The 23668-nt window shown below is 57.3% G+C and carries 15 protein-coding genes; 2 read left to right on the forward strand and 13 right to left on the reverse strand.

Translation table 11 applies throughout. From position 1 onward, the window contains the following. Positions 1-17: 17 nt before the first annotated feature. Complete coding sequence (locus tag ACFFSY_RS24350) at positions 18-2786, reverse strand: adenylate/guanylate cyclase domain-containing protein (RefSeq protein ID WP_377499003.1); 2769 nt, start codon at positions 2784-2786, stop codon at positions 18-20. Between the two features lie 189 nt (positions 2787-2975). Between ACFFSY_RS24350 and ACFFSY_RS24355 the strand changes: the two genes are divergently transcribed. After that, positions 2976-3362, forward strand: a complete 387-nt coding sequence (locus tag ACFFSY_RS24355) for a DUF4280 domain-containing protein (protein ID WP_377499005.1) — start codon at positions 2976-2978, stop codon at positions 3360-3362. Positions 3363-3367: 5 nt separating this feature from the next. After that, on the forward strand, positions 3368-5317 hold the full coding sequence (locus ACFFSY_RS24360) for a hypothetical protein (RefSeq protein WP_377499007.1): 1950 nt from the start codon (positions 3368-3370) through the stop codon (positions 5315-5317). Positions 5318-5516: 199 nt separating this feature from the next. Here ACFFSY_RS24360 and ACFFSY_RS24365 read toward each other — a convergent pair whose 3' ends face one another. The 12 genes from ACFFSY_RS24365 to ACFFSY_RS24420 all read right to left on the reverse strand — a co-directional run bounded on the left by ACFFSY_RS24365 (position 5517) and on the right by ACFFSY_RS24420 (position 23579). Next, complete coding sequence (locus ACFFSY_RS24365) at positions 5517-7181, reverse strand: hypothetical protein (RefSeq protein ID WP_377499008.1); 1665 nt, start codon at positions 7179-7181, stop codon at positions 5517-5519. Between the two features lie 58 nt (positions 7182-7239). Continuing rightward, entirely contained in the window at positions 7240-9252 is a 2013-nt protein-coding gene (locus ACFFSY_RS24370; protein WP_377499010.1) for a phage tail protein, read from the reverse strand. Between the two features lie 124 nt (positions 9253-9376). Continuing rightward, a complete protein-coding gene (locus ACFFSY_RS24375) occupies positions 9377-11677 on the reverse strand; it encodes a putative baseplate assembly protein (protein ID WP_377499012.1) in 2301 nt (766 codons plus the stop codon). 5 nt (positions 11678-11682) lie between these two features. Further along, entirely contained in the window at positions 11683-14742 is a 3060-nt protein-coding gene (locus tag ACFFSY_RS24380) for a baseplate J/gp47 family protein (protein WP_377499014.1), read from the reverse strand. Positions 14743-14762: 20 nt separating this feature from the next. Next, positions 14763-15167, reverse strand: a complete 405-nt coding sequence (locus ACFFSY_RS24385) for a gp25 family contractile injection system sheath assembly initiator (RefSeq protein WP_377499016.1) — start codon at positions 15165-15167, stop codon at positions 14763-14765. A 32-nt stretch (positions 15168-15199) separates the two neighbouring features. Further along, a complete protein-coding gene (locus tag ACFFSY_RS24390; protein WP_377499018.1) occupies positions 15200-15916 on the reverse strand; it encodes a phage baseplate assembly protein V in 717 nt (238 codons plus the stop codon). Further along, positions 15913-17013, reverse strand: a complete 1101-nt coding sequence (locus ACFFSY_RS24395) for a phage late control D family protein (RefSeq protein WP_377499020.1) — start codon at positions 17011-17013, stop codon at positions 15913-15915. The genes ACFFSY_RS24390 and ACFFSY_RS24395 overlap by 4 nt, the downstream gene beginning before the upstream one ends. Positions 17014-17016: 3 nt before the next feature. Beyond that, positions 17017-17643 (reverse strand): CIS tube protein, encoded by a 627-nt coding sequence (locus tag ACFFSY_RS24400; protein ID WP_377499022.1) that lies wholly within the window; start codon positions 17641-17643, stop codon positions 17017-17019. Positions 17644-17684: 41 nt separating this feature from the next. Beyond that, positions 17685-22490 carry a hypothetical protein gene (locus ACFFSY_RS24405; RefSeq protein ID WP_377499024.1) on the reverse strand — a complete coding sequence of 1602 codons (4806 nt, stop codon included), beginning with the start codon at positions 22488-22490 and terminating at the stop codon, positions 17685-17687. A 59-nt stretch (positions 22491-22549) separates the two neighbouring features. Next, a complete protein-coding gene (locus tag ACFFSY_RS24410; RefSeq protein ID WP_377499026.1) occupies positions 22550-22999 on the reverse strand; it encodes a phage tail protein in 450 nt (149 codons plus the stop codon). A gap of 8 nt (positions 23000-23007) precedes the next feature. Then, positions 23008-23247 (reverse strand): DUF6760 family protein, encoded by a 240-nt coding sequence (locus ACFFSY_RS24415; RefSeq protein WP_377499276.1) that lies wholly within the window; start codon positions 23245-23247, stop codon positions 23008-23010. Continuing rightward, positions 23202-23579: a phage tail assembly protein gene (locus tag ACFFSY_RS24420; RefSeq protein ID WP_377499028.1), complete on the reverse strand. Its 378-nt coding sequence runs from the start codon at positions 23577-23579 to the stop codon at positions 23202-23204. Before ACFFSY_RS24420 ends, ACFFSY_RS24415 begins: the two co-directional genes overlap by 46 nt. Positions 23580-23668 lie beyond the last annotated feature (89 nt).

Raw genomic sequence — 23668 nt, forward strand, 5'->3', positions numbered from 1 at the left:
TGCTTAGTCCTTTCCTCTTATGAAACGGCAAGCGTACCGTTCCAATCCGCTGCAGTGCCGTGCTGATAATATTCGTCGCACAAATAAAAATACAATTTGGCCGCCTTATCCTGCCGATTCCACTTAATGACCTCCACGAACGTCTCGCGGGCGTCGAAGAAACGTCCTTCCTGATACAAGGCGACACCGCGCTCGAAGAGCGCTTTGGTTTTGTCTTTGCCCAGCCGCGCCGTCTCCTCGTCCCCTTCGTAAATATCGTACAGTTCCAGCGGAAGCTCCTTGCTGTCCAGCTGAATGCGCCCCAGCCACCGGAATTGGAATCGCTCCGGCGCTTCCATCGTCTCCAAGGCGGTACGTGTGATGAGGATCGAAGCGCCCAGCTGCTCCGACACTTCTTCCAGCCGCGTCGTCAAGCTGACATCATCGGAAATGACGTTGCTCTCCATCCGCGACTCTTCGCCGATAATGCCCATCATCAGCGCGCCTTTATGAATGGCGATTCCCAGATCGACCGGCGGATACCCGGACTTGCGGCGGTGGCCGTTATAGACGATCAGTTCCTTGCGGATGGCAATCGCCGATTGGATCGCGTCTTCCGTTCGAGTCGGGAAGAGCGACATGAATCCCGCCCCCAAATAGCTGCTGATCAATCCTTCTTCCTTCCGGACGATCGGACCGAACCGGCTTAGGAAGGAGTTCATGAAGTTGAAGTTCTCCTTCGGCGTCAACCGCTTGGTCATCTCATAGAACGACCGGATTTTGGCGACCATGACGACCATGTTCTGCTGCACCTGATCGCCAAGATGAACGTCCAATATGCCGCGCTTGCCCAAATACTTAATGACCTGCTGCGGAACAAACCGGTAGGAGGCTTCGCTGAAATCGGTAATGTCGCGAATATACTGCCGAATATGGCGAACCATCAGATTGAATTGCTCGCCCAAATCCGCGACTTCGTCCCGGGACCGAATCGAGACTTCGACGTCCCAATTGCCGTTCGTTATATCCGTGACACTCTTGCGAAGCTTGCGAAGCGAGGCGAGCAAGAAATACGACGAGATGACGAATACGAGCAAGATCAGGAACGTGATGAGGATAATCTGCCGAATCACGCTATCGAAGATTTGGCGATTCTCTTGATTGAGAACATTGCGGTCGCGGCCGGTCTCATAGATACCGACGATCTTGTCCTCCGAGTTATAGATCGGGGCTAAGGCATATGTCCACTGTCCTTCCGCATCGTCGCCGGAATTGCTGCGGATTTGGCCCTGTTCCAGTACGGCCAAATTCTCCGACGTCAGCTCATAAGGCTTGAACATATTGATGCCGTCGTTGTCATCGGTGATGATGTACAGCTTGCCGTCCTCATACTTGTATACCGTACTGTACAATCCACGCCGGTTCTCGCTGTTCTCGCCTTCGAACAGCACGTTCATCCGTTCTTTGATCTGGAGGTAGTCGTAGTTCATATAATCGTTCGGCGACGTCAACCGTTCTAGTTGATCGCCGTCAATAATGTACTTGCCGCTCTGGGCGAGTACCGACAGCTCACGCTGCATCTCTTCTTCCATCTTCGCCGAGAACGATTGATAGATCGAGTTGGAGAGCAGCACCATCGATATCGCGATGAGTGGAACGAACGCAACCATCTGCTTCAGGAAGAACGAGATACGCCGCCGCATGACGTGTATATAAATCAACCGGAGCGCGATGACCACAAGAAGCGCCGCGACCGCTGCCGCCGTCCAAACAAGCCAATGATGCAGACGCTCTTCGTTGTTGTACGTAATCTTGTCCACCGTTCGCATCGGCTCGCCTGCTGAATTCTCCTCCACGAGGCGATCAGCTAGGACATATACGCTCGATGCGTCGCCGATCTCGTAGTCGGCAAGCTCGCCCGCCGCGCTAATCTCGGCATGCGAGAGCGTCTCCAGCGGCTGTTTGGCCGCCGGTCGAAGCCGGGTGACCGTATTCTGCGCCCGATCGATGAACGTCACGCTGTCGCGTTCGCCAATCTCGAGCCGTTCCGGGAAATTTTTGCGCGTGGCGGACATCACTGTCGTCGGATAAAGTTTCGTGCTTTGGCCGTCTTTCCCGACGCTGTAGACGGAGCCCCGCTTGGTCGCGTAATAAATCTTGCCCGGCTCGTGGCCAGTAATCTCGGATATGTACCGGTCCGGAGGCAGCTTGAACGCGAAAGGCTGGTCCCATGCGCCCGTGGACAGCTTCATGCGCTTCTGTTCGACGCTGGAACTGCGCGAAATAAAGAACGATAGCTCGTCTCCGTTCACCTGAAGCGCTTTAATTTGGCCGATCCGCTTGCTGCTCCGGTCGCCCTTCCATTCGAATAGCTGACGGTCCAGCTTGCCTTCCTTCGTATAACGAAGAATATGTTCGGAGACCACGTATAGTCCGTAATCGTCTAACTGCGTGTTGAGGACGTACAGACGTCCTTCCCCATCAACGGCGAGTTCCGTATAGATACTCGGCGCGGCACCGCTGCGCTGGCTCTGATTGACTTGGAATAGACGCCGCCCTTGCGCGTCGAACGCCTCGATCCGCTGCTTCTCCTCGCTGATGACATAACGGCCGCCATTCCCGTCGCTCGCAAGCGCCGATACGTTCGACAGCGGCGTCGCGGATTGGAACGGGCTTGACTTCAGCACTTCGCGATTAACGAATAAATAGATCGCGAGCGAAGCAAGCGCCATAAGCGCGATGCAGAGCCAGACCACTCCCCTGGCGGATGGCTGCGCCGGCGGTTTTTTCTTCGAATTCGGTTTCATTTGCCAATTGCTCCATTTCCAATCGGTCTATAGAATCTACTTCTATACTACTACAAACAGGTAAGCCGCAACACTTAAACTTTCCTTCATTCGCCATAATCCGACATCTTCTCTTGATGGCTTAATTTGCTTTATAGTACTATTATTAATAGTAGAAATAATAGCTCGTATCAAAGGGAGAAAACACGAATGGGACAGTTAGTCTGTCAAGGCGCAATGCTGCAATGCTCGTTCGGCATGGCCCCTAGCACGCTGAACGTGCTGCCTGTGAACCGCGTTCTAACGTCGACGCCGATCGCGAATATAATGGATAACAAACCGATGCTCAATATTATGCCGTTCGGCATGTGCCAATCGATGGCGAATCCGACCGTCGCGGCGGCCACGGCAGCGGCGTTTGGCGCGTTAACCCCGATGCCATGCGTGCCCGTTACCGCCGCGCCCTGGGCGCCCGGTTCGCCAACCGTGCTGGTCAGCAACTTTCCGGCGCTCAACAATTCATCCAAATGCATGTGCAACTGGGGCGGCGTCATTCAAGTCACGATGCCCGGTCAGTTCACCATTCAGGTGCCCTAATGAAAATGATCGAGCAATTCCTCAAACCATTCATTAACCCGATCCGCAAACGCGTGCTCGCTCCGCTTCGGCAAGCCAAACAGCTGCCGAAGTTCATCATGGCTTGGCTCCAGAGGTTCGTGCGCGGCATCCTCAACCCCAAAGAGCAATCGGTGAAGAATTACTTCCCGCTCGGACGGTTCTATATCGCCAAGAAGCTGGTCGTCATCATTTTGCTGCTCGCGCTGGTGATCGTTTATTTCGGCTTCATCAAGCCGCCTAAGTTCGTCAATAAGCTATTCGCCCGTACGCCGACGATCGAAGCATCCTCCAAGTCGGCTGAAGGATTTACTGGAACAGCTAAGGTCGAGAACGCCGAGGGTCAGCTAATCTATGAAGGCCCGTTAGCGAACGGGGTCTATGAAGGAGCCGGCGTGCTTTATGACGGTCAGGGCAAGGTGATTTACCGCGGCGATTTCGTCAAAGGTCTGAAGGAAGGCGGCGGAACGCTATTCGATGCGGACGGTAACGTGCTGTACAAAGGCGCGTTCGCGTTGGATCAATATGCAGGTGCCGGCATCCTGTATTATCCGGGCGGCACGCAGGTCAAGTACGAAGGCGACTTTGCCGCAGGCAAATTCGAAGGCAGCGGTACGCTATACGATGAGCAAGGACGCCCGCTCTACACAGGCGCGTTCCTGCAGGATCTCTACGCCGGAGCCGGCAAATCGTTCGATCAAGACGGCAAGCCGAAGTACGAAGGAAACTGGAACGGCGGCGTCTATGAAGGCGCAGGCAAACTATTCCGCAAGGATGGCAGCGTGGAATTCGAAGGGTTGTTCAAGAGCGGCACGCTGTCAGGCGAAGGCACCGAGTATTATCCGTCGGGCGCGGTCAAATACAAGGGGTTATTCCAGCAAGGCAAATACAACGGCGCCGGCACGTTATCGGACGAATCCGGGGCGCCGGTCTATACCGGGAACTTCCTGGGCGGGCTCGCAAGCGGCGATGGTCAAGCTTTCGCAAGCGGAGGAGCGCTGCTCTACGCAGGCAAATTCAAGGACGGCTTATATGACGGCGTCGGTACGATGCACGATCAGGACGGCAACCCGTTCTACAAAGGCTACTTCAAATCGGGCAATATTAACGTCCAGGGCTTCCTCGACCAATCACGCAAGAAACTGCTCGACGTGCTCGGTGAAGCAGACCCTCCTGCAGAGGAAGCGACGGCTGACGAAGAACAACCGGCCGAGGTGGTCGAACCTCCGGCCGATAGCGTGACCACCGGTAACGAGACGCAGGCGCCAGCGGACGGAACAGCATCGAACCCGAGCAAGGCTCCTGCTGCTTCGGACACCCCGTCTACGCCTTCGACGACGCAAGAAGGCGCCGGCGCGAATGCCTCAGGCGGCGATGCTTCCTCTACGACGTCGCCCAAGAATTCGAATAGCGCAGGCGGTGCCGACGTCAACGCGGCGAAGCCAGCCAACGGGCAGACAGCCATGCTAGGCGGTTCGATTCAGCTGGCCAGCAGCGAAGCGGAACCGGAGAACAACGTGAGCGAGCTGGACGAAATCGACCCGGGCAGCGACACGCCGGCAGCGAAAGCTGCCAAGGATGCCGCGGCCAAGGATGCGGCAAGCGGCGGCGAAGCGAGCGCCACAGATTCGCTCGCCTCGTCGCCTAACCTGCTCGTCTACGCCGCGTACCAGATGTCGTTCGTCATGCAAGCGGATGAAGCGAATCCGGAAGAATCATACGTATCCGAGCTCAATACGTGGAACAAGCCGGTCATCGCCGAGGTGCTGAAGCTGGCCGAGGCGCAAAAACTTAAAGGTCAGAAAGCGAAATTATCCGAGGATAAAACAGTCGTCATCTATATATGGGGCAACGATATTCTCACCTTTACGTATCTCAAGAACAAATCGCAGCCGGTTCGGCTGTCGATCGTCAAGACGCTAAGCAGTCAGCATTGACCTTGCTTAACGGCTTCATCACCTTCTCTTGCTGCCCAGCGAGAGAAGGTTTTTCTTTTGTGGCGAGCCTGGCCTCTTCGGCTCCCTTGGTCACGAAGAAGCATCCATGCGCGAAAAAAAACCGTGCAGGCCATATGGCCGCACGGCGTAGGTTGGATGCATAGAACCTCATGATTGCATCTGACTGTTCCTTCTTCGGTTATTCTCCCTCTTGCCCCGCCGCTGCTTCTTTCGAAGCCGCTTTGGACGTCGCGACGACAGCTGCCGTTTCCGAGCCTGGCAGCTTCTTGAATGCCCACCAGCGAAGCTTGATTGCGGATGCTTCCGTCGCTTGGCTGAGCTTCATGCCGATCCGGAACGTGCCTTTAGCTGGGTAGACGATCGTGCCGAACGTAACGCTTGGCAGCGGCGATTCGAACTCGCTTCCTTTGAACACGTCGGCATTGCCATAATACACCTGATCGCCGGACTGAAGAAGATCGCTGGTTACGTGGATATCCTTCTCTTCCAATCCGACCTGCACATAGAATTGTCCAGCGCCCAACGTCGAGGCGATCTCTTCCGTCACGTAGCTCTTTTGTCCCCTGCTGAAAAAATACAAGCCGCTCTTGTTGCTAGGCTCGAGCTCCACCGTCACAGTCCCGGTCGCAATCTCGTCTTGAATGTGCTGCGGCTGCGGAACGCCAAGCTTGAACGTGAATTCGCTCCGGTCGGGGTTGAAGGACACATCAAGGTTCGGCTTCGATCCGTTCGGCAGCTCGTGCGCCTCGGCTTTCGTGAAGAACCGGCTGACCGCATCTTGACCGCCGAATCCTCCGACCCGCTGCAGCAGTGACGGATTGTGCACGTATTCCCCGAACGGAACACGCTCCACCTTCTCGATCATGTAGGTCGGCCCCATCTTCATGAGGCTGATCTTGGCTAGGCAGATGCTTTGCTCCGCCATGCCGTCGAGGGATTGATCTAGCGTCCGCTCGAAATAATCGCGCACGATCCGCTCCGGAATCCGATCGTGAATGAGCTCGATCTCATGGCGCGGATTGGCGTCGACCGCCACTTTGGCATCGCCGATCGTCAATTTAATGCTTTCGCGCAGGATACGCAGCGCCGCTCGGCCACTGGCCGGATTACCCGCTTTGACCGCGTATTTGAACGTATATTCCGTATCGCGGCCGTCCCCTGGATCGGCAAAGGAGACATGCTGGCGGGTTACCCCGATCGAATATAACGCATCGCATTCGTAGTCGAATTCAATCGCGATCTTAGGCGTCTGCAGCGTCTTTTCGATGACGAGCGTAACGTCGCCAACCGCGTCAGGATTCATATATTTCGGCATGCGCTGGTAGATCCGGACATGCCCGTCCTGATAGATCGGCGCGATCGTCTCCGTCAGCCGCACGTATTCGAACGATGCCGGATCCGGCGCCTCCTCGGTTACGAACAGCCGGTAGCTTTCGAGAATACGATTATATTCGCTCACTTCCTCCGAACGGACGGCCGAATTGGCAATGGCATGAACCGGCTCTTTGCCCTTCTCGTCATAAGCGACATAAAGGTACACATTCTTCATGTATTCGTTGTTCGTAAAGCCGTCGATCATGGACAGCTTCTGCGTAACGGGCGAAGGAATGACGATCTCCCGACCGGCATAGTCAATCGCGACGCCCATCTCGACCGTAATCGATTTGTCGTCCACGGGCACGACCTGCATGCCGGAGACAACACCGCTGCCTGTCGTCAGCCTGTTCAACAGCCGGCGCTTGTCGTTGGCGTATTTCTGTTCCGACTCAAAGTCACGCACCGTCAAAAGCTTGCCATAGAAATAACGGTTCCGTTCAAACGGATAATACCGGCTTCTCTTCACGCTCTCCACTCCTTGATAAGTTTAAGACAGCAGCTCGCTTGCTAGATAGCCGCGCTCCTTATTCCAGTTCCGAATCCAATCCCAGCCGGGTATGCGAGTCGAGCCGCCGATCCCTGTCGACATCGACGAGAAGCGTATCGCTCGGCATGGAGCGGTCGGGACTCAGCGTCAGCAGCGAAGGCTCCGTCAGCACGGTGTTCAGCTCCAAATACGTATGCATATCCAGGTACATCCACGGCTGCAGCACGATCAGGCGGGCTTCGGTAAAAGCCGGCTTTTGCTCATCCAGCATGCGCTGCAGCATGAGCCGCTGCTTCTCGGTCGGCGCCTGCTCCATCGTCACAAGGACGGAGAAGCTGGTCGGATTCATGCCGTATAGCAAATCGGTAATCGCCCGCAAATCGGCTGATTCGCGCATCGCTTTGTATTGAAAATATTCAATGATATGCGGCTTAACGCCTGTGTAAATTTCGACCATCGTTTCAATGCCTTTGCGCGTGCCGCGATAGCGGTAAAGCTGCGGCGCTTCCTGAATGAACCGCCGGATCTGCGCATCGTTCCAATGCTCGTCGACCTCGATACCCAGCCAGCTTCCGAGCCAACGGAGCGCCGATCCCGAGACAAGGTCGCTGTCGAACCGTCTAGGCAAATCAGCGATATCCGATTCGACGCGATCGAACATCGAGCCGAACAGCGCAAGGAACCGTTCCATGAATCCGCCCGGATCTTGTTGATACATCGCAGGCAAATACGATAAATACGTGAGCCGCGGGAAATATACCCGTAGCCGGTTCAGCCGAGGCGTCTTGCGCTCGCTGCCCATCCATTCGAGCTTCAACCACAAATAGCGGCCCTTCGCCTCGAAGAACAACGCGTCTCTCGGGTTGATGACCGGCTCGGACCACAGTTCCGCCAGCAACCGATTCTTCTCCCGGAGCGTAAGCGATGGATCGTGAATAAGCGTGTCGATATGAACGATTCGACCGTTCATGACGAGGCTATCCCGATCCGAGCAGAAATAAGACAGACGCAGCTGCGTCTCATCGGGGATGTCGGCGTCCAGCTGCATTTTGTGCCATTCCGTCTCAGCCTCCTTGCTATCGAGAGCAGGCATGAGCAGAATGCCTTCCAGCATGCCGCTCTCTTCATTCTCGAGCGTTCGGCGCTGCAGCTCCAGCACCGTAATGGTCGCACGCTCCGATTCGGCGTTGAGGATATACATCTGATCGCGTTCGCCGAAGATTAGCTTGTCGGCCTTCCCCCGGAAGCCCGGCACCTTGTTAATCCACTCGCCGTTCTCCCCGAGATTGAGGATAAAACGGTCGTCTTCTCCTTCGTCGTCTACGTGGCGCGAATCCCCGATATAAAGCTGGTTGCGCGAGTCGATGGCAAGCCCCGCGAACTGCAGCGATGGCAGATAAATCCGGGAGGGCGGCTCGCCGTCATGCGGGAAGCCGACCAGGAAATGACCGGCGGCATCGAAGACGAATACATCCTGTTCGGACGAGACGGCCAAATAATACCGATAACGCAGACGGCGCACAGACACCGCCTCCTTGGTCCGCCATTTGTCCTCCTCGATGACCGCGACCACCTCGCCTGCTTTGGTGATCTGTACGACGCCCATCCTTCCCCCTGCCGGGGATGTCCAATCGCCCTGTTCGGACCGAATTGCGTCTAGCGGTGTAACCGCGTAGAAAAAGTCGTCGTCCGACGCGACAGCCAGCGGAAGGATCGGCATGCCGCGGTGATCCCCGAAACTCCAATACGTCTGCGAGTTGGATACCGAGTAAGCCGCAATCGATTGCTCGCCTTCCAGGTCGGCCACGAGCAGCATTTCGCCGGAGGCCGCCAACAGCGCGTGCTGCCCGAACAATCCATGTCCGCTTGGGAACAACCGTTCATGATGGCGGTTCTCCTGGTCGTACATCCAGACGTCGCCGCTCTCGTCCAACACGTACAGCCGGCCATACGGACCGATCGCGAAGTCGTGAACGTCCCGGATTCCGTCCAGACCGTTCAGTTGAACCGTGCTGCGAATGCCGTATTTATAGGTCTGACGGATGCGCAATCCGTCGTCCGACCATTCAAGGTTGCTGGTCAGGCCGTTCGCCCAGTCCGATTCCTTATTAAAGGAAAAAAATAACGGATCGCGTTCCAGAGACGCTCGCCTCCTTTCACTTGTGCGGCTGAAACTATACGTTCAGGCGACTGATAAGTTCGATTTCATGCTCGCCCGAATAGACGAGGCCGTATGGCGGAAGCGCGATATCGCCCGAAGCCGTTCGGCTCCACTGCTTGCCATCCGCGTCCAGCCACAATTCCTGTATATAACAAATCCCGTCCATCGCATTCATGATGCTGTATAGATCGCTCTTGTGCACCGTTCGGCCGAATGTCCAGCCCTGGGAGCCGTCTTTGCCGTCAAGCGGCTTGAGCAGCTTGTTCAGCGCCGCCTTCACCTTGCCGTGCTCGTCGACATAATGCGGCTCCACGACGATGACGGCATGCACGGTAATTCGGATATAATCCGGCGGGATCACATGCGTCTCCGTCGTGATTAATCTGCGATCGTCCAAATGCCGCTTCACGGTCTGCAGAAACCCCGAACTCGGCTTCGGCGTCAATGTCGGGCTTCCCGGAACAACGACGACCGTTAGCTGACCCGGGGCTTGTTCCCGCGGATAATCAGCCAGCCCTTTCGTATACAACGGCAGCGCCTTGACACGGGCGACGCGCAGGCCAGGCGTTCGCCGCACGATGTATTCCGTATCCTCGGCCGTTACCGCGCGGAATGGCTGCCGGAGTTCATTGCGAACCCGGTCGATGCAGGCTTCGATCGTCTCGCGCTCCGTCCCGCCTTGCGCATATTGATGATTGGTGACTTGCAGTCCTGTGTCCGCGTACAAATCATGCGCGATCCGATCGATGAAATGCGGCTTCACGTTGCCGCGGCTTCCACCGCCGTAGGCGCAAGCTACAAGACAAATGTTCGGCTTCGCGCTAGCCGCTGGAACAAGACCACGCTCATTGTCGCCAAATCGCAGCTCTTGAGCGGCTTCATCCCAGACGAAATGTTTGTCCGAGGGAGCCGAAGCGTCGAAATCATCGACTTCGACCCAATCCTCCCATAGCCATTGCCCATCCTGGAGCTGTCCGACTTGCAGCTTGAACCGCCCGTTCTGCAGCGGATGATCGTAGACCGCTACTTTCTGCATGGGCAGACCATTCGTCTGACCGATCAACCGTCTGTCATATAACGCTTCCGAGTAGGCGATGACGCGCAGCAGCGATTTACCCGCCATAGTTGCGGCGATATCTTCCGGAATTCCTTCGACGGCGACGTCGGCTTCGCCCGCTTCCAGGTTACGCGTCACGCGGTAACTAGCCAGTCTAGCGCTCTCTTCAAGGCGCGCTTCTTCACTCGCAGCGCCTACATGGGGCAAATCCGCCCATTGCCCGCGCGAATTCGCCAATTGGATCCGCAGCGCCCCATGCACGCCCAGATGGGAACTTAACCGTATGGCTTGATCCGTCTTGCCCCCGCCTTTCGTATCGTAGAGAACGGCATGGGTATCCTGCTGAACGGCCTGTACCGTATTCAGCGCAATATGTTCGATACGAGGCGGACTCTCATAACCTTCCTGTTCGATCGCGCAGCTGATCCAGCATCGCCCGCGATCGTTGGCGGGATGCACCATCACTTGACGCATCGGGTGCGGGATCCGAATCGTGATCGTCCCGCTGTACATTAGTTGAAGCGTATCATCCCGGACGATATCCAGCGGCAGCCAAGCCGAAGCACGAGCGGCGCCGAAGCCGACTGCGTACGGTTCAGCGGGTTCATCGCCTTGGATCTCCGTGCCGTAGAACTTCCAGGATACCGCTGCCGACGGCACCACATCCTGCTGCGGATGACGCGCGGGCACGAACGTCGTGCCGTCTTCTTCGGCTAGCGTCACCGAGATCGTCAGCTCGTCGCCAGCCGCCAGCTCGCGGTCGAACGCCATGTAGAACCGGCTCCCCGCTCTGGCATCCGCGCCGAAGGCATAGAAGGAAACCCCCACGTTGTCGTTCGTCGATGTATAATCGTTGGCTTCCTTCTCCGTACGCACGATAATGCGGTCCAGCTTAGCCGGATGCAGCACGATCCGCTCGACCGTCTCGAACCGCTGGTCGATTCCGTCCAGCTTCGTTCCCTCGGGCAGCGCAAGCGCCTGCTCCAAACCGCTGAAGCTGACCTGCGCCTTCGCTCTGCTCGGGTGCTTCGGTTTCGTGCCGAGCAGTTTCAAGAACTTCAGTTGACTGCGCAGCGGAATACGATTCATGTAGAACTGCTGCATTTCGGTCAACCACGCGAACATTTCGATGAGCGTAATGCCCGGGTCGTGCGCGTTCTCGTCCGTCCAGTCCGGCATCCACTTCGGAATGGCGCGTCTGGCTTCCTGGACGATCTGCTCGAACTTCCGGTCATCCAAATTCGGGGATGGCAGCATGCCGGTCACCTTCTCCCTTCGCCGACCAGCACATCGACATGGTGCTGGCCGCTTCGCACGATGCCGTGCGGAAATTGAGGTTGCTTGGCGGGATCGATCTCGATCCGCCGGCCGTCTTCCACCTTCACGATGGACATATAGAGATGATCGATGTTCTTCACGGTACGCACCGATTTGAGCAGCGAATAGAATAGCGAGGCATGAACCTCTTCGCCGATCTCCCAGCCCTTCCCGTCAAAATGCCCATGCCCCGGGTCTAGAAACGCCCGGAGCTTCGTCAAGCATCCTTCCTCCGTCTCCAGAAGCTGATCCATCGATTCGGTCGTCACGGTCGCCTTGACGGACACTTCCAGGAATGCCGGCTCGGTCACCTGAATCGTCGGACGGACCGTAACCGTGTTGGCGGCCCGCGCGATCAGATACGATTCGATCTGCCGTTTGACCGCAGGGAACAATGCATGCCCGGCCTCTCCCGGATCGGCAAGCACGGCCAGCGTGATCGCGCCGGGTGCCCGCCGCATCAGTACGTCGCGATTCGGAAGGCACTTTACTTTGGATAAGCCCGGATACGCTTCGCGGGCGAGCCATTCGAAATCGGAGGCGGTCACTGCGCGGCCTTGGTGCTTCAGACGTTCGGGTCCACGGACTTGAGCAGCCTCGATACGCTCCGTGTCGCAGCCGCCGCCGGCCGGAGCCGGATTGGCGACGCGGGCGACGAAAGCCACCGATTGAAGTAAGCCCTTGATCGAACCGGCTGGAATGTTGCCCCCGGCTCCGGCCGTGACCTTGTAGTGGCAGCGCACGCCATCCGGACCGCCTAGCGGGACCGCTCTTCCTCGGATCCCGTCGCCGAATCCGATCGTTCCCGCGGCGCGATCGAGCAAATAATGGCGGTCTTCCGAGCTGGAGCCCGTCAACGTATCCATGCCTTGCCAGCGCACCCACACCCGATGAACGCCGCCTTCGCTGTCGTATAAGACATCATGATCGTCCGGATAATCCCGCAGCCTTTGCGTAAGCTCCGGCTCCAGCAGCGTTCCCGTCTCGTCCACCCAGACTTCCTCCGAAATAACAGGCGTTCGCGATAAGCTGTACAGGCCCCGCCGATAGGTCGGCGTCTCCGAACGAATCGTCATTTGCTGCATGGCCGGTACGGCATTCAGGTCAATCCGGGCTGCTACCGGATAGTCGGACGCGAGCGACATATCGTAATAGCGGTCACGATTCACCGCTCGGAGCCAATAACGCTCTCGTCCATACAGCAGCGTGCGCGCCATATCGGGCGGCGCCGCGAATTGTACGGCCCCTTGCTCGGTCATGCCGTTCGTCTCGTCGGCCGCCGTGATGCCCTGCCAGCGCAAGCGTTCGCCATCGCCGACAAGCGCCTCCCATTCGATCCACGGCCGCTGCAGGGAAGACCATTTGCCCGGCTGAAGCGCTAGCTGCAGTCGAATCGGTCCTTTCAGGAGCGGAGCGTCGAATCCCAGGACGACGGCAGGCTCGCGGCTATCCAGCGGTTCGAACACTCGAAATGGCTTGCCGCCTTGAGCTGCCGCATGCGAGTAGTCCCGCAGCGCCGCATTATTGAACGCAATCGCGTTCTCCGCCGCGAATGTCCGCGAATCGTAAGCGTACCTCAGATTGATCTGATCCAGATGCGGCGAAACATAAACCATCTCCGGCGCATAAATGTTGTCGACCGCCGTCACGCGTGCGCGTATCCAATATCCGTACTGCGCGTTCACGAAGGTCTGCTCCAAGTCACGAGGACAATCGAATATAACCGTGCAGTCGACCGCTTCGCCTTCTGGCATCTCGCCGAACAGCGTCTCATAGCGCTCCGTGCCTGGAATCCGCATCCAGCCGCTGCCATTCCAATATTCCCACATGACGCGCTGGATTCGGACGCGCGGCGGATCCTTCTTCTCCAGTTCGCTCCGCCGCATAACCATCCGCCAGCGAATCTCGGGATCCGGCGCGACGCGCAGCAGATTCGGCGTCATCGTCATCCGGAATCGTACGGTAAGTTTGCCTTCACGCTTACCGAACACTTCCTGACTCTCCATATAGAACGCGGCGAACGGCGCGAAGTGCTCGCCGAACGGATAGCAGCCTCCCGCGATAAGCTCCATGTCATTGAAAGCCATCATGGAAGGCGGAATCCCTTCCACGCCGCAGTTTTCATCGAACGAGGTTGACACCGCCAACGCCTCGACTTCCAAGTCGCGGGAGAGGAGCGGATTCTCGCCGCTCTCCGCATTGTGCAGCCGGCAGCGGATCCAACGCCCTTCCACGCCGCCGACCACGGTCGCGTCCACTGTCCGAACGGCCGTTTTGCGAAGCTTGATCGCATGGCCGTCCGCTTTGACTTCGTCGAAAGCCGTCCAGCTGCCCCCCGACCAATACGACCATTCCAAATCAACTGTCCCCGCCAGCCGCTCCGCGAGTTCCGGCAGCTTGTATTGTTTGGCGGCATGTTTGAGCAGAACGGTGAATTCCGTTGGATGCGTCGCCATGAACAACTCATCATGCCGAAGATAAAGCGCGTGCTCCTGCAAGTTGACGCCGACGGACGTATCGAAGAGCGATACTTCAGATCGCCCGACCATAACGCGGTTCGGATAATCTTCCGCTGCCAGCACGATACGATCTTGGAGCGGACTGATATTGATGACATCGAGCAGCTTGGCCGGGGTGACGAGCAGCGGCCGGTCCGTCTCGAAGATAAGTTCGTCCCCTCCGCTGGGTGCGGGTGCCGTCAATTGCGTCCCTCTCGGAATCCACACCGACTCCTGCGCGCCTTCGCTCAATTCGAACACGACGTCTGTCCGAGCGGGGCGAGCCGGCTGCAGCTGCGTCTGAATCAAGTTCAGAAATTCGATAAAATGTTTGTTCGGCGCGCGGTCCAGCCGCTTGCGGCTCTCTTGGACCATGTCCGCGGCAATATGGAACAACGCCGTGCCGGGATCGGGATCATCCGGTGCGAATCGCCATTCGGGCGTATAATACGGCGCTGTTTCTTTCATCCATTGTGTGAGTTCGCTCAACTCTCGCTTGTCTTTCATCGTCGCTGTACGCCGCCCTTCTACTTCGTGCCTTCCTCCAAATAGAAAGGAAATACCTGGTTAAACAAATTGTTCGTGGTCCTGACCACGTACGAAATGTTCAGCAGCAGCTTGCCCGGCTCCTCCGCGTCCCGCATCGCTTCCACTTCCACTTCCACTTCGTGAACCCGGGGTTCCCATACGCGGATCGCCTCTTGGATATCGGATTCCAACAAGCGCAGCGTCGTTTCGTCCGTCGTCTCGAACACGAACTCCCGCAGGCCGCAGCCGAAATCCGGCCGCATGACCCGCTCTCCCTTGCTTGTCCAGAGAATAATACGGATCGCCTCGGCGATATCTTCTTCCTGTCCGCTCGTCTTGATCCGGCCGGTTGTCGCGTCCACTTCGATCGGAAACTTCCAGCCTCTTCCCATAAAGGAAGCCATCTTCGTCCACCGCCTTTCCGGTTACGTTCGCGCTAATTGATTTTGACCATCGAGCCTTTGATCGACACGATACCATCCGACTTCAGCTCCAGCGAAGCCGTCCCCTTCAGGCTCAGCGCGGCCGACGCTTCGACGCTCACCTGCGTCGACTTGACGTTAATCGCCTTCGTGCTGGAGATCGTGACGTCGCCGCCGCCCGTAATTTCGATTTTGGTCGCAGAGCTCTTGATCGTCACGGTCCCGCTGCCGCTGCCGCTAATCGTCACCGCATGACTGCCGCTCTTGTCGGTCAGCTTCAGCTCGTCGTTCTGGTCGGCGAATTCGATCTTGTGCCCCTTCTTCGTCTTCAGCGTAATTTTCTCGCCGCCCTCGGTGTCGTCCAGAATAAACTCGTGGCCGGAGCGCGATTTGATTTTGCGGATGCTGTTCTTCTCGCCGCCTGCCGGAGCAGGATTAGTTTTATTCCATAGCGCGCCGATGACATACGGCTGATTGAAATCGCCCATGTGGAACGCCACCAGCACCTCGTCGCCGACCTCTGGAACAAACAGTCCGCCGCGGTCTTTGCCGCCCATGAACGTCAAGGTACGCACCCAATCGCTCTCCTGATTCGTCTCGCGGTGCGGGAATTTCAGCTTTACCCGGCCTAATTTCTCCGGATCCTGATTGTTCGTCACCTGAGCCAGCATGACGCCTTCCACGCCAGCCCCTCTGCCAGAGCGGCTGCCTGGCGAATTCGATCCCATCATATCGCATTGCCCTCCACGACGAATGTTGTTAAGTAACCGGATGCCGAAATCGTATGCGTGACTCGCGTCAAATAAAGCACTTGATTGAATTTACTTCCCAATCCGTCCAGCTTCAGGTATCGGCCGGCCCGCATCTCGGGGATGCCGATGCTCTCCCCCTGCCCTTTGATCAGGTCCATAGCAATCTCGTTCATGATCGCGTCGGCCAAATGCTGCGCTTCCTGCAGCGTGCCGGAGTTCGTATAGTAGTACTGCTTCGTGTAATCCGCGAGCGACCGCATGATGTCGCGACCCGTCCTGGAGTTGTTGCCGATAATATCGATATTGCGGCTTGTCGCTTCGATCGGTTCAAGCGTTTTTTTGTCATAGCCCCGGACCACAACCTGGCTCACTTGACCCGACAGATCGATCGTGGTGGAGAAGCTGCGGAGGTTCTTGCCGTACATAAGCGTCATGACCGGCACCTTCGACTGCTTCGGCTTGCGGAAGTACAGCGTCTTGCCGACAACGAAGAAGTCGAAGTGGTTCATCTGCGCCAGCTCGCTCAGGAATAGAAAATCGGTCGTTTCGGACTGTTCGATCGTTTCTTTCTCCACGACCGTATCATCGACCACCATGCGAAGCCCGTACTTCGCCCCGACTGCCTTGACAACGTCGGAATCCTTCTTCTTCAACCACGTGTTCGAATGCGTGCCTTTCGTCATGAAGAACGAAGCATCCATCGCCTGCACCTGTATGGTCGGATTGCCCTGGGCCGGGAAATCGAGGTCTACCGTCGTGATGATGCCATAGAAGACCGTCTCCAGCTTGTCCGTATACCCCATCTTGACGGTCATGTATTTGCCGATGGCAAGCAGCGAATCCGTCCACTGGAATTCCCGCCGGATCGGATCGTAGGCGTTCTCGACGGTGAACGAGACCGAATCAGCTTCATTCTTCGTGATCGTATTGACCGTGATGGAGGAGATCGCCACGCTTTGACGGGTCAAATTGGTGCCGTCGATGGTCACCTCGAACGCAGGCGCGAAAAAATTGCGGTATTTCTGCTCGAGCGCATCAAACGTATAGGTGCTGTTGTCGAATTTCACGTCTGCCATCGTCTAATCCAGCCTCGGTATGATGATTTTGCGTCCGGTTCGGACCGTCCGCGGATTGTCGATGGCGTTCGCTTCCGCGATCGCCCGCCATTCGCCCGCGTCCTCATATTCGTGCGCCGCGATCATCCACAGTTGATCGCCTTGCTCAAGCGTACGCTGTTTCGTCCGATCAGCCGATTGACGAGGGATGTTCTGGTATTGCTCTTTCATGCTGGCGATTGCGCGGAACGTCACGGACAGCGTCGCGCGCACGGGAAGTCCGGAATCGAGAAACATCGTGAACTTCTGTGAAACGCGCTCGACGACGCCTTTGAAATCCAGCGAGCCCCAAACGAACCTGCAGGTAGGCGGCGCATGCAAATCCTTGTCCACGTCTAGCAGCTTGGACACTTTGGATGTCTGCTTCCGCACGTCCGTTCCCTTCTCGTACGAATCGAAGAACAGCTCCATGCTTAGCGTCGTCGATTCGCCGCTGATGAACTGCGCGATCGGGGTCTGCAGCCCGGGAATCGTCTGCCACGCGAACGTGTTGGCCGATTCCAACGAATATTCGCTTGGGTTGAACAGCACTTCCAGCGTCTCCTGGCCAGTCCCCCGTTTCACGATGATATTCGCTTTTTTCAATGCCATGGCGTTCTCGCTCCTTTACGTTCCGGGACAAGCGGTCGACCTTAATAACCTCTCGTCCGCTGCTGGAATTTCATTTTCTTCTCGATCGCCGTCATGACTTTGCCCGCGATGACGTCGGGCTGCAGCTGCGGCAGTTGGTTTAACGCTTGCTGGAGCACAACGGGATCGATCGGTGCCGCTCGCGGCGGTTCGATCGGCATGACGGGTTGTACCGGCTGCGCTTGGGATGGCGACGTCTTCGCCGCATGCTGCATCATGGCAGGCTGGGCGAGAACGTTCGCCCGGCTCGGCCCGGCAGCCAGCTGCGGGCGCGCCGCTGTGTAGTGCATCGGCGGCGAAGATGAGGTCGTCCGGCGTTCTATTCCCGTCCGCGATGACAGTTCGCCATCCTGCCCCTGCAAGGGCTGGTCCGCGGTCGATCGATCCAATCTGCCCGCAGTCGCATAACGACGGTTCCGCAATTGCACGGCTTCGGTCAGATTGACTTGCGTCAGACGGCGGTTCATTCGCGCTGCAGCTGGCCTGGCCGAGTTGTTCGGCTCGATCGTCGATTCGTTCGACGCTGCAAGCTGGCCAGCGATTGATGCTGGGATGGTTCTTACCGTCAACGAATAGTTGCCGTCCCGAATCCCCGATGAGCCGTTGACCGTCTGGATCGATCCTTCGTTCCTCGGAACAACCGCAGCATCCTGGATCGCATTACGGGCCAAGCTAGCTGATAATCTTGGCTGCATAGGATGCTGCACGATAGCTTGCCGTACTGAACGATGTCCAGTATTGGGAACGGACGGCGCAGGATTCTCGCGCCCGAAGGCCAAGTGCCGGCTGGCAGCGTTTCCTGTGAGCATACGACTTGCCACTTCGTCTGCGGTTGATCGGCGTGCGCGACGCACGTGCGTGCTTCCGACGTTCGGACGATCGACGAACAAGTCGGATTGCGCGATGCCTCTTGCGCGGGATGCAATTCCGGGGCTGGCGCCGTCGGCAGTCGAAGTCCGATGGCTCAGATCAGCAGCATGACGATCTCCCAGTGACGATATCCGTCGCGCAGCTGAGCGCTCAACAGCTGATTGCACATCGTTCGCTACTGGATTGTTCCGATGCGTTATCCCTTCTGCAGACGATCCCGGGAAGCCCGGCCTTGCGAAGCGCAGCTCGCCTTGAGCGGCAGAGAGCGGTTCACGAGTTCGGTCACTGTTGCGATGCACCGCATTCATAGCTCCGATGCTGCGCGATGCCGGCGATTGCACGCGAGCGGCCGTATTCGAACGTTGCGAAGCTCCATTGTCGAAGCTCCCGTGCTCTACGGGTACCTGCCTGTTCTTCCTGTCAGCCACTCTGGCCGACAACGGTCTACCTCCTTGCAGACCTGTGAAACGGCTGGCTGTTGTTCCGATATGAAGCCGATTCAAGCCGCGCGCCGCCGCAGCAAACACGAGTGACAAGTTGGCAGCTCGCGCGAAACGTGCTGTTCCTGCTGCTTGTTCAATCGATTGCCGGGCCTGCCGAAGCGGAGTCGACGTCGTTCCTGTTGCCGACTTGGCTTGCTGTGGACTAGATGAGCTACCAGTACGGCCGGCATTAAAATCGGATTCCCGAAACTTAATCGGTTCGTCAGAATGTACGTGCGATGTGCGCGACGATTGCGCCGCGAAGCCTTCCCGATCCGTGCGATTCAGCCGGAGATGGATATGGAAGGTTTGTTCCTTCGATTCGGAAGCGGCCTCTGCTCTTCGCCCTTGAAGCGGTTGTTCTCCTCTAGGCAGAATACGCCTTGCCAAAATATGGCCAACTTCGGCATGCTCGTCGCGGATCCCGAATTTGCTCCGGCTCAACGCCCCATCCATGATCAAAGCAGACAACGCGCGCGATTGCAGCTTGAATCGCCCGACGTTCGCTTGCGCGCGGACCGCGATCGATAATTCCTGCGCGTCCTGACTGCGAACTTGTCCAATAGCCTGTTGCTTATCGGTCGCTCTAGATGAAGAAGACGTCCCCTGAACGGTCACTTGTTTCTTCACTTCAACGCGGATCTCGCGAATCGTCGTCGAATCTGTCTTGTCGCGTCCGACTCCTGCGGTGATTACTGTCGAATTAGCCTTGCGTCTTGCAAGAATCAGACGAACGGACGGATCGGATGTAACCGAGGATATCGAATGTTCATTTCCATACGCGATCGCGCTTAACCCATTAATGTTGAGCCGACGCGGAGATTGATGCTCCGACGCATCAGACTTCGCGCCACCCGAATTCACGCCATCCGCTGGATTACGTCCATTGGTCTGTAATCTATGGATGTAACGCTGAATCTGCGACGGAGAGGTCGCAACGATCCAGCTTCTTGCCGACGGCTGCACCGACAGTTGCTGCGAGGGTAGATCCGACAACTGCTGCGACGGTTGCTCCGACGTTGGCTGCACAGACGGTTGCAGCAATGATTGCTGCGAGAGCAGCTCCGACGGTTGTCGCGCCAACTTATCTGCGTTTTGCACGGATGAAGCAGGCTTGACGATGAGCTGGATATCGCCGCTTCGAGCCGATCTCCCGGAAGCTTTCGAGATCGCTTCCTCGCCTGCCTCGTAGAGCAAACCGTGATTCTCGCTACTTCGGATCCGCTGGACGAGCAGCACGCTTCGTACCGGCCGTATGGTTGAGCTTGCCTGCTTCTGCCCAAGACCGTCATCCGGCGCCGGTTCAACCTCAACCAGCTGCCAGCGGCTGAAAGCCAGACGGCCTTCCGCATCCCGTCGGCGGTAAGCCTGCATCATCGTACCTTCTGCGGACTGGCTGCCACGAGCAGACTGCTGACGCTCCTTCGCCAAACTACGCTTGTGCTGAGGCGCAGATTGACTTGGCCGCAAGTCGGCGGATTCCGCCAATCGATCAGCAGGATTGTCTATTGCAGGCAAGCCATCCGTTGTAGATGCTGTGCTCGCGGCAACTTCATTCCTAGTCCTCGGCGCATCCGGTCGCTTCGACGCATCTTGTTGAAGACGAGCGTGTGATTCCTGCACAGTATCATTGGCATCTTGTTGATGACTCACGGTTCGCTGCTGCACAGTGGCATCTGCATGTCGTTCGACATTCGCCATTGCTGGTCGACGAAGCAGTCGTAGCTGAATCGGCGCGCTCGTCATGCCTGGCGTCAATGGTGCCGAACCTCTCGTTCCAACAACATTGCCATGTAGAGCCGATATGTCTGCCCTCGTGTCGCCTTGACTCCCTGTCACTCGGTTGGCATCCCGCGCCATACGGGTTGGAGGGCTATCTTCTCGCGCGATTACCGTTCGAGTCGGCTTCGTGTTTGGTGGGTTCGTAACTGCGTCTTGCTGGCGTGCGTCCCGACGTTCACGCAGCAACTCAAAGTCCGTATCCGTGTTTACCGCAGCTATCCGATTGGCCCCTAGCGTCCGATTCAGGAACGGACGGATCGTGACGGATCGCTCGCCGGCTAGCCGACCCAACATCGCGTATACAAGCTGTGTTGACCACTTCGAATGACCGCTTGGCTTGCGGTCTGCCATGCGTGCTTCGGTCGCCAGTCCGGTGCGAACTTCACGCGTGCGGCCAGCTTCAGAGCCTTCCGCTGCCAGTCCGGCGTGAATGTCGCGCATACGGCCAATGACAAGAACTCTGGGTGCCGCTCCGCTGCGAACATCGTGTACGCGTTCAGCGTTGAGAACTCCCGGTGACGTCGCAAAAAGCGTTGCCGACTGCATGATTCGCGCGTTACGGCTCTTAGCTGCGCCACTTTCGCTTCCGTCGATGGAGCGAGCGTTCAATGCAACGTCCGCAATATTCCCAGCATGCTGCAGGGCTTGCCGAAGCGCACTAACGCCTGACACAAGTGAAGCGCTCGAGTTCAGCTTTTGCAAATAGCGCTGCATAACCACCGTTGCTTGAGAGCGGTACGCCTGGCTTGCGATGACAGGGGTTGCTGTTCCATTCAGACGTTCTCGCTCCGAATCGATGACTTGCGAATCGTTGCGGACGTTCGCCCCCTGAACGGGTAAGCTTGACTTGTCTCCCTGTTCGATGCGCCTTTCATTCGTCCTCGTCTGCGCCATCGAATGAAGGTGATCGCCTCTTCCATTACGACCTGCGTCCAGATGGCGCCCTTCCGCTGCCGAAGCCGGACGCTCCTCTCTCCGCCAAGCTCTTCGCCATTCCTCCCGCGTTCGCACCAGCAAATCCTCGACTCGCTCGTCACGATGTCGATCCACCTGCAATTCGAGCTTGCGCAGCGAAGTGCCGTCGTCAGTCATCGCCTCGGGACGTACGCGAGAATATGCGTGAATGAACGGCGTCTCCGCCCTACGTCCTCGATCTTCGCTGGACATCGGCTTTGGTAACCCGTTTGCTCCGGCTACAGGTCTTGAAGCTGGAATGCCGCTTGCCGCTTGTGCAGCAGGAGACGGATTATGCGCTGGCGGTATTGCCTTTGCGCTCCTGTCGACGCCGGGCTGGCGACGATCCTCGTCGCGCAATCTCTCTCCTACGCGCTTCACGACGCGGTCGAACGACCGATCCGTTCCTTTCAACCAGCGCTCCACTTGCATAAGCCACCTGCGTTCCAGAGTCTCCAGCTGGACTTGCAGCGGCATAAGCAGACCTAACTTCAATTGCACGTGCTGAACGACCGTCGTGATCGAAGCTGGAGGCAGCGCAGCCGCCGCAGCGCCTTTCTCCCGGAACGTAAGTGATAGTCGTCCTCTGTCATCCCGCCGGACGAACCTGTATTTGTCCGCGATCGTCTGCGCGAAAGATTGATGCCGCTGCGAGCGGCCCATCTCTAGCATCGCGGTTGCCGATTGGTCGGACGACGGCACGTCTTCGCGATTTATCACTTACGTCCCCCCCTTTCGCTTGACGCTTCGGTCTAATTTTTCTGGGCTGTGAAAAACGTTTATTTCGATTTAAAAATCGTTTTCAGCCCGTTATGCGTAAGCTCGATCGTCTCGACTGCAATATCGCTTTGGGACGCGTTCAAGTCTGGACCGCTCCAACGGACCGGATATGCTTCGAAGAAATTCCACCGGCACATCTCTTCGCCGTCCAGCTGCTGCAATATAACCGATCCGCTCTTGCGCACGATCTTCCCGTTCATCGCCTGGGCATACCAATCCCAAAGCTCGCTCGATTGGGACATGCCGCGCTTGAGGACGATCGGCGAATATTTGACCGACTTCGGGATCCGATGCACATACCCGTTCACGCCGCCTTCGCGGAACTCTTCGGTCTCGATCTCCGCCGACAATCCGGTCACTTCGCTGAACCCGCCGACCAGCATGCCATCCAGCTCGACCCAAAATCGGAACACGCCGCCATAAGGCATTCTCTCTGTTAACGCGCTCAACCTGACCCTCACCTCTTCTTGAAGACGTCGAACACGTTCACCTTGTCTTCGTCATCGTTGAGCTTCCGGTTAATGCGCGAAATTTCTTCGCACCAACGCCGCCGTTCCCGGTGCTCCATATTCATAATGTCGTCATGCGGCCAATGGAAATAATACGCGATGAACCCCGCTTCCTCGTACAGCTTGTCGATCGGATAGCCCGTTAAAGGCTTTCCGCCGCGGACAAAAAATCGAAATCCACCTCGAATTCATGCTCGCATTTCGGGCAAGCGGTATGCACCCTCTGCGTTTCCATGTCGTTAATGGAGCGGTATAGATTTTGCAAATACGCCAAGTCCGCCGTAAACAGACGCTCGATCACCTTCGTGTCGAGATGCTTCAAATCGCCAAGCCGCGTCACGACGCGGGCCAGCAGGATGACTGTCAAATAGCCCGGATTTTGCTGCACTCTCGGATCGCGCATCGGCAGAATCTCGTCCGCCGCCGTAGCCAGACGCATGACGCCCCGCTTGTGCAGCGTCCCTTGATCGTCCACGTAACCGCGCGGAAGCTCGAATTGGTATTCCGTTTGAAATGCCATCGTAATCCCTCCATAATTTGTCTTCAAAGCTGCTAAAGCGGAAAACAAGAGATGACGCAAGCGCGCAATCGGCGCCTCACCATCCCTTG

Source organism: Paenibacillus aurantiacus, assembly GCF_042431225.1.
Lineage (GTDB): Bacteria > Bacillota > Bacilli > Paenibacillales > Paenibacillaceae > Paenibacillus_Z > Paenibacillus_Z aurantiacus.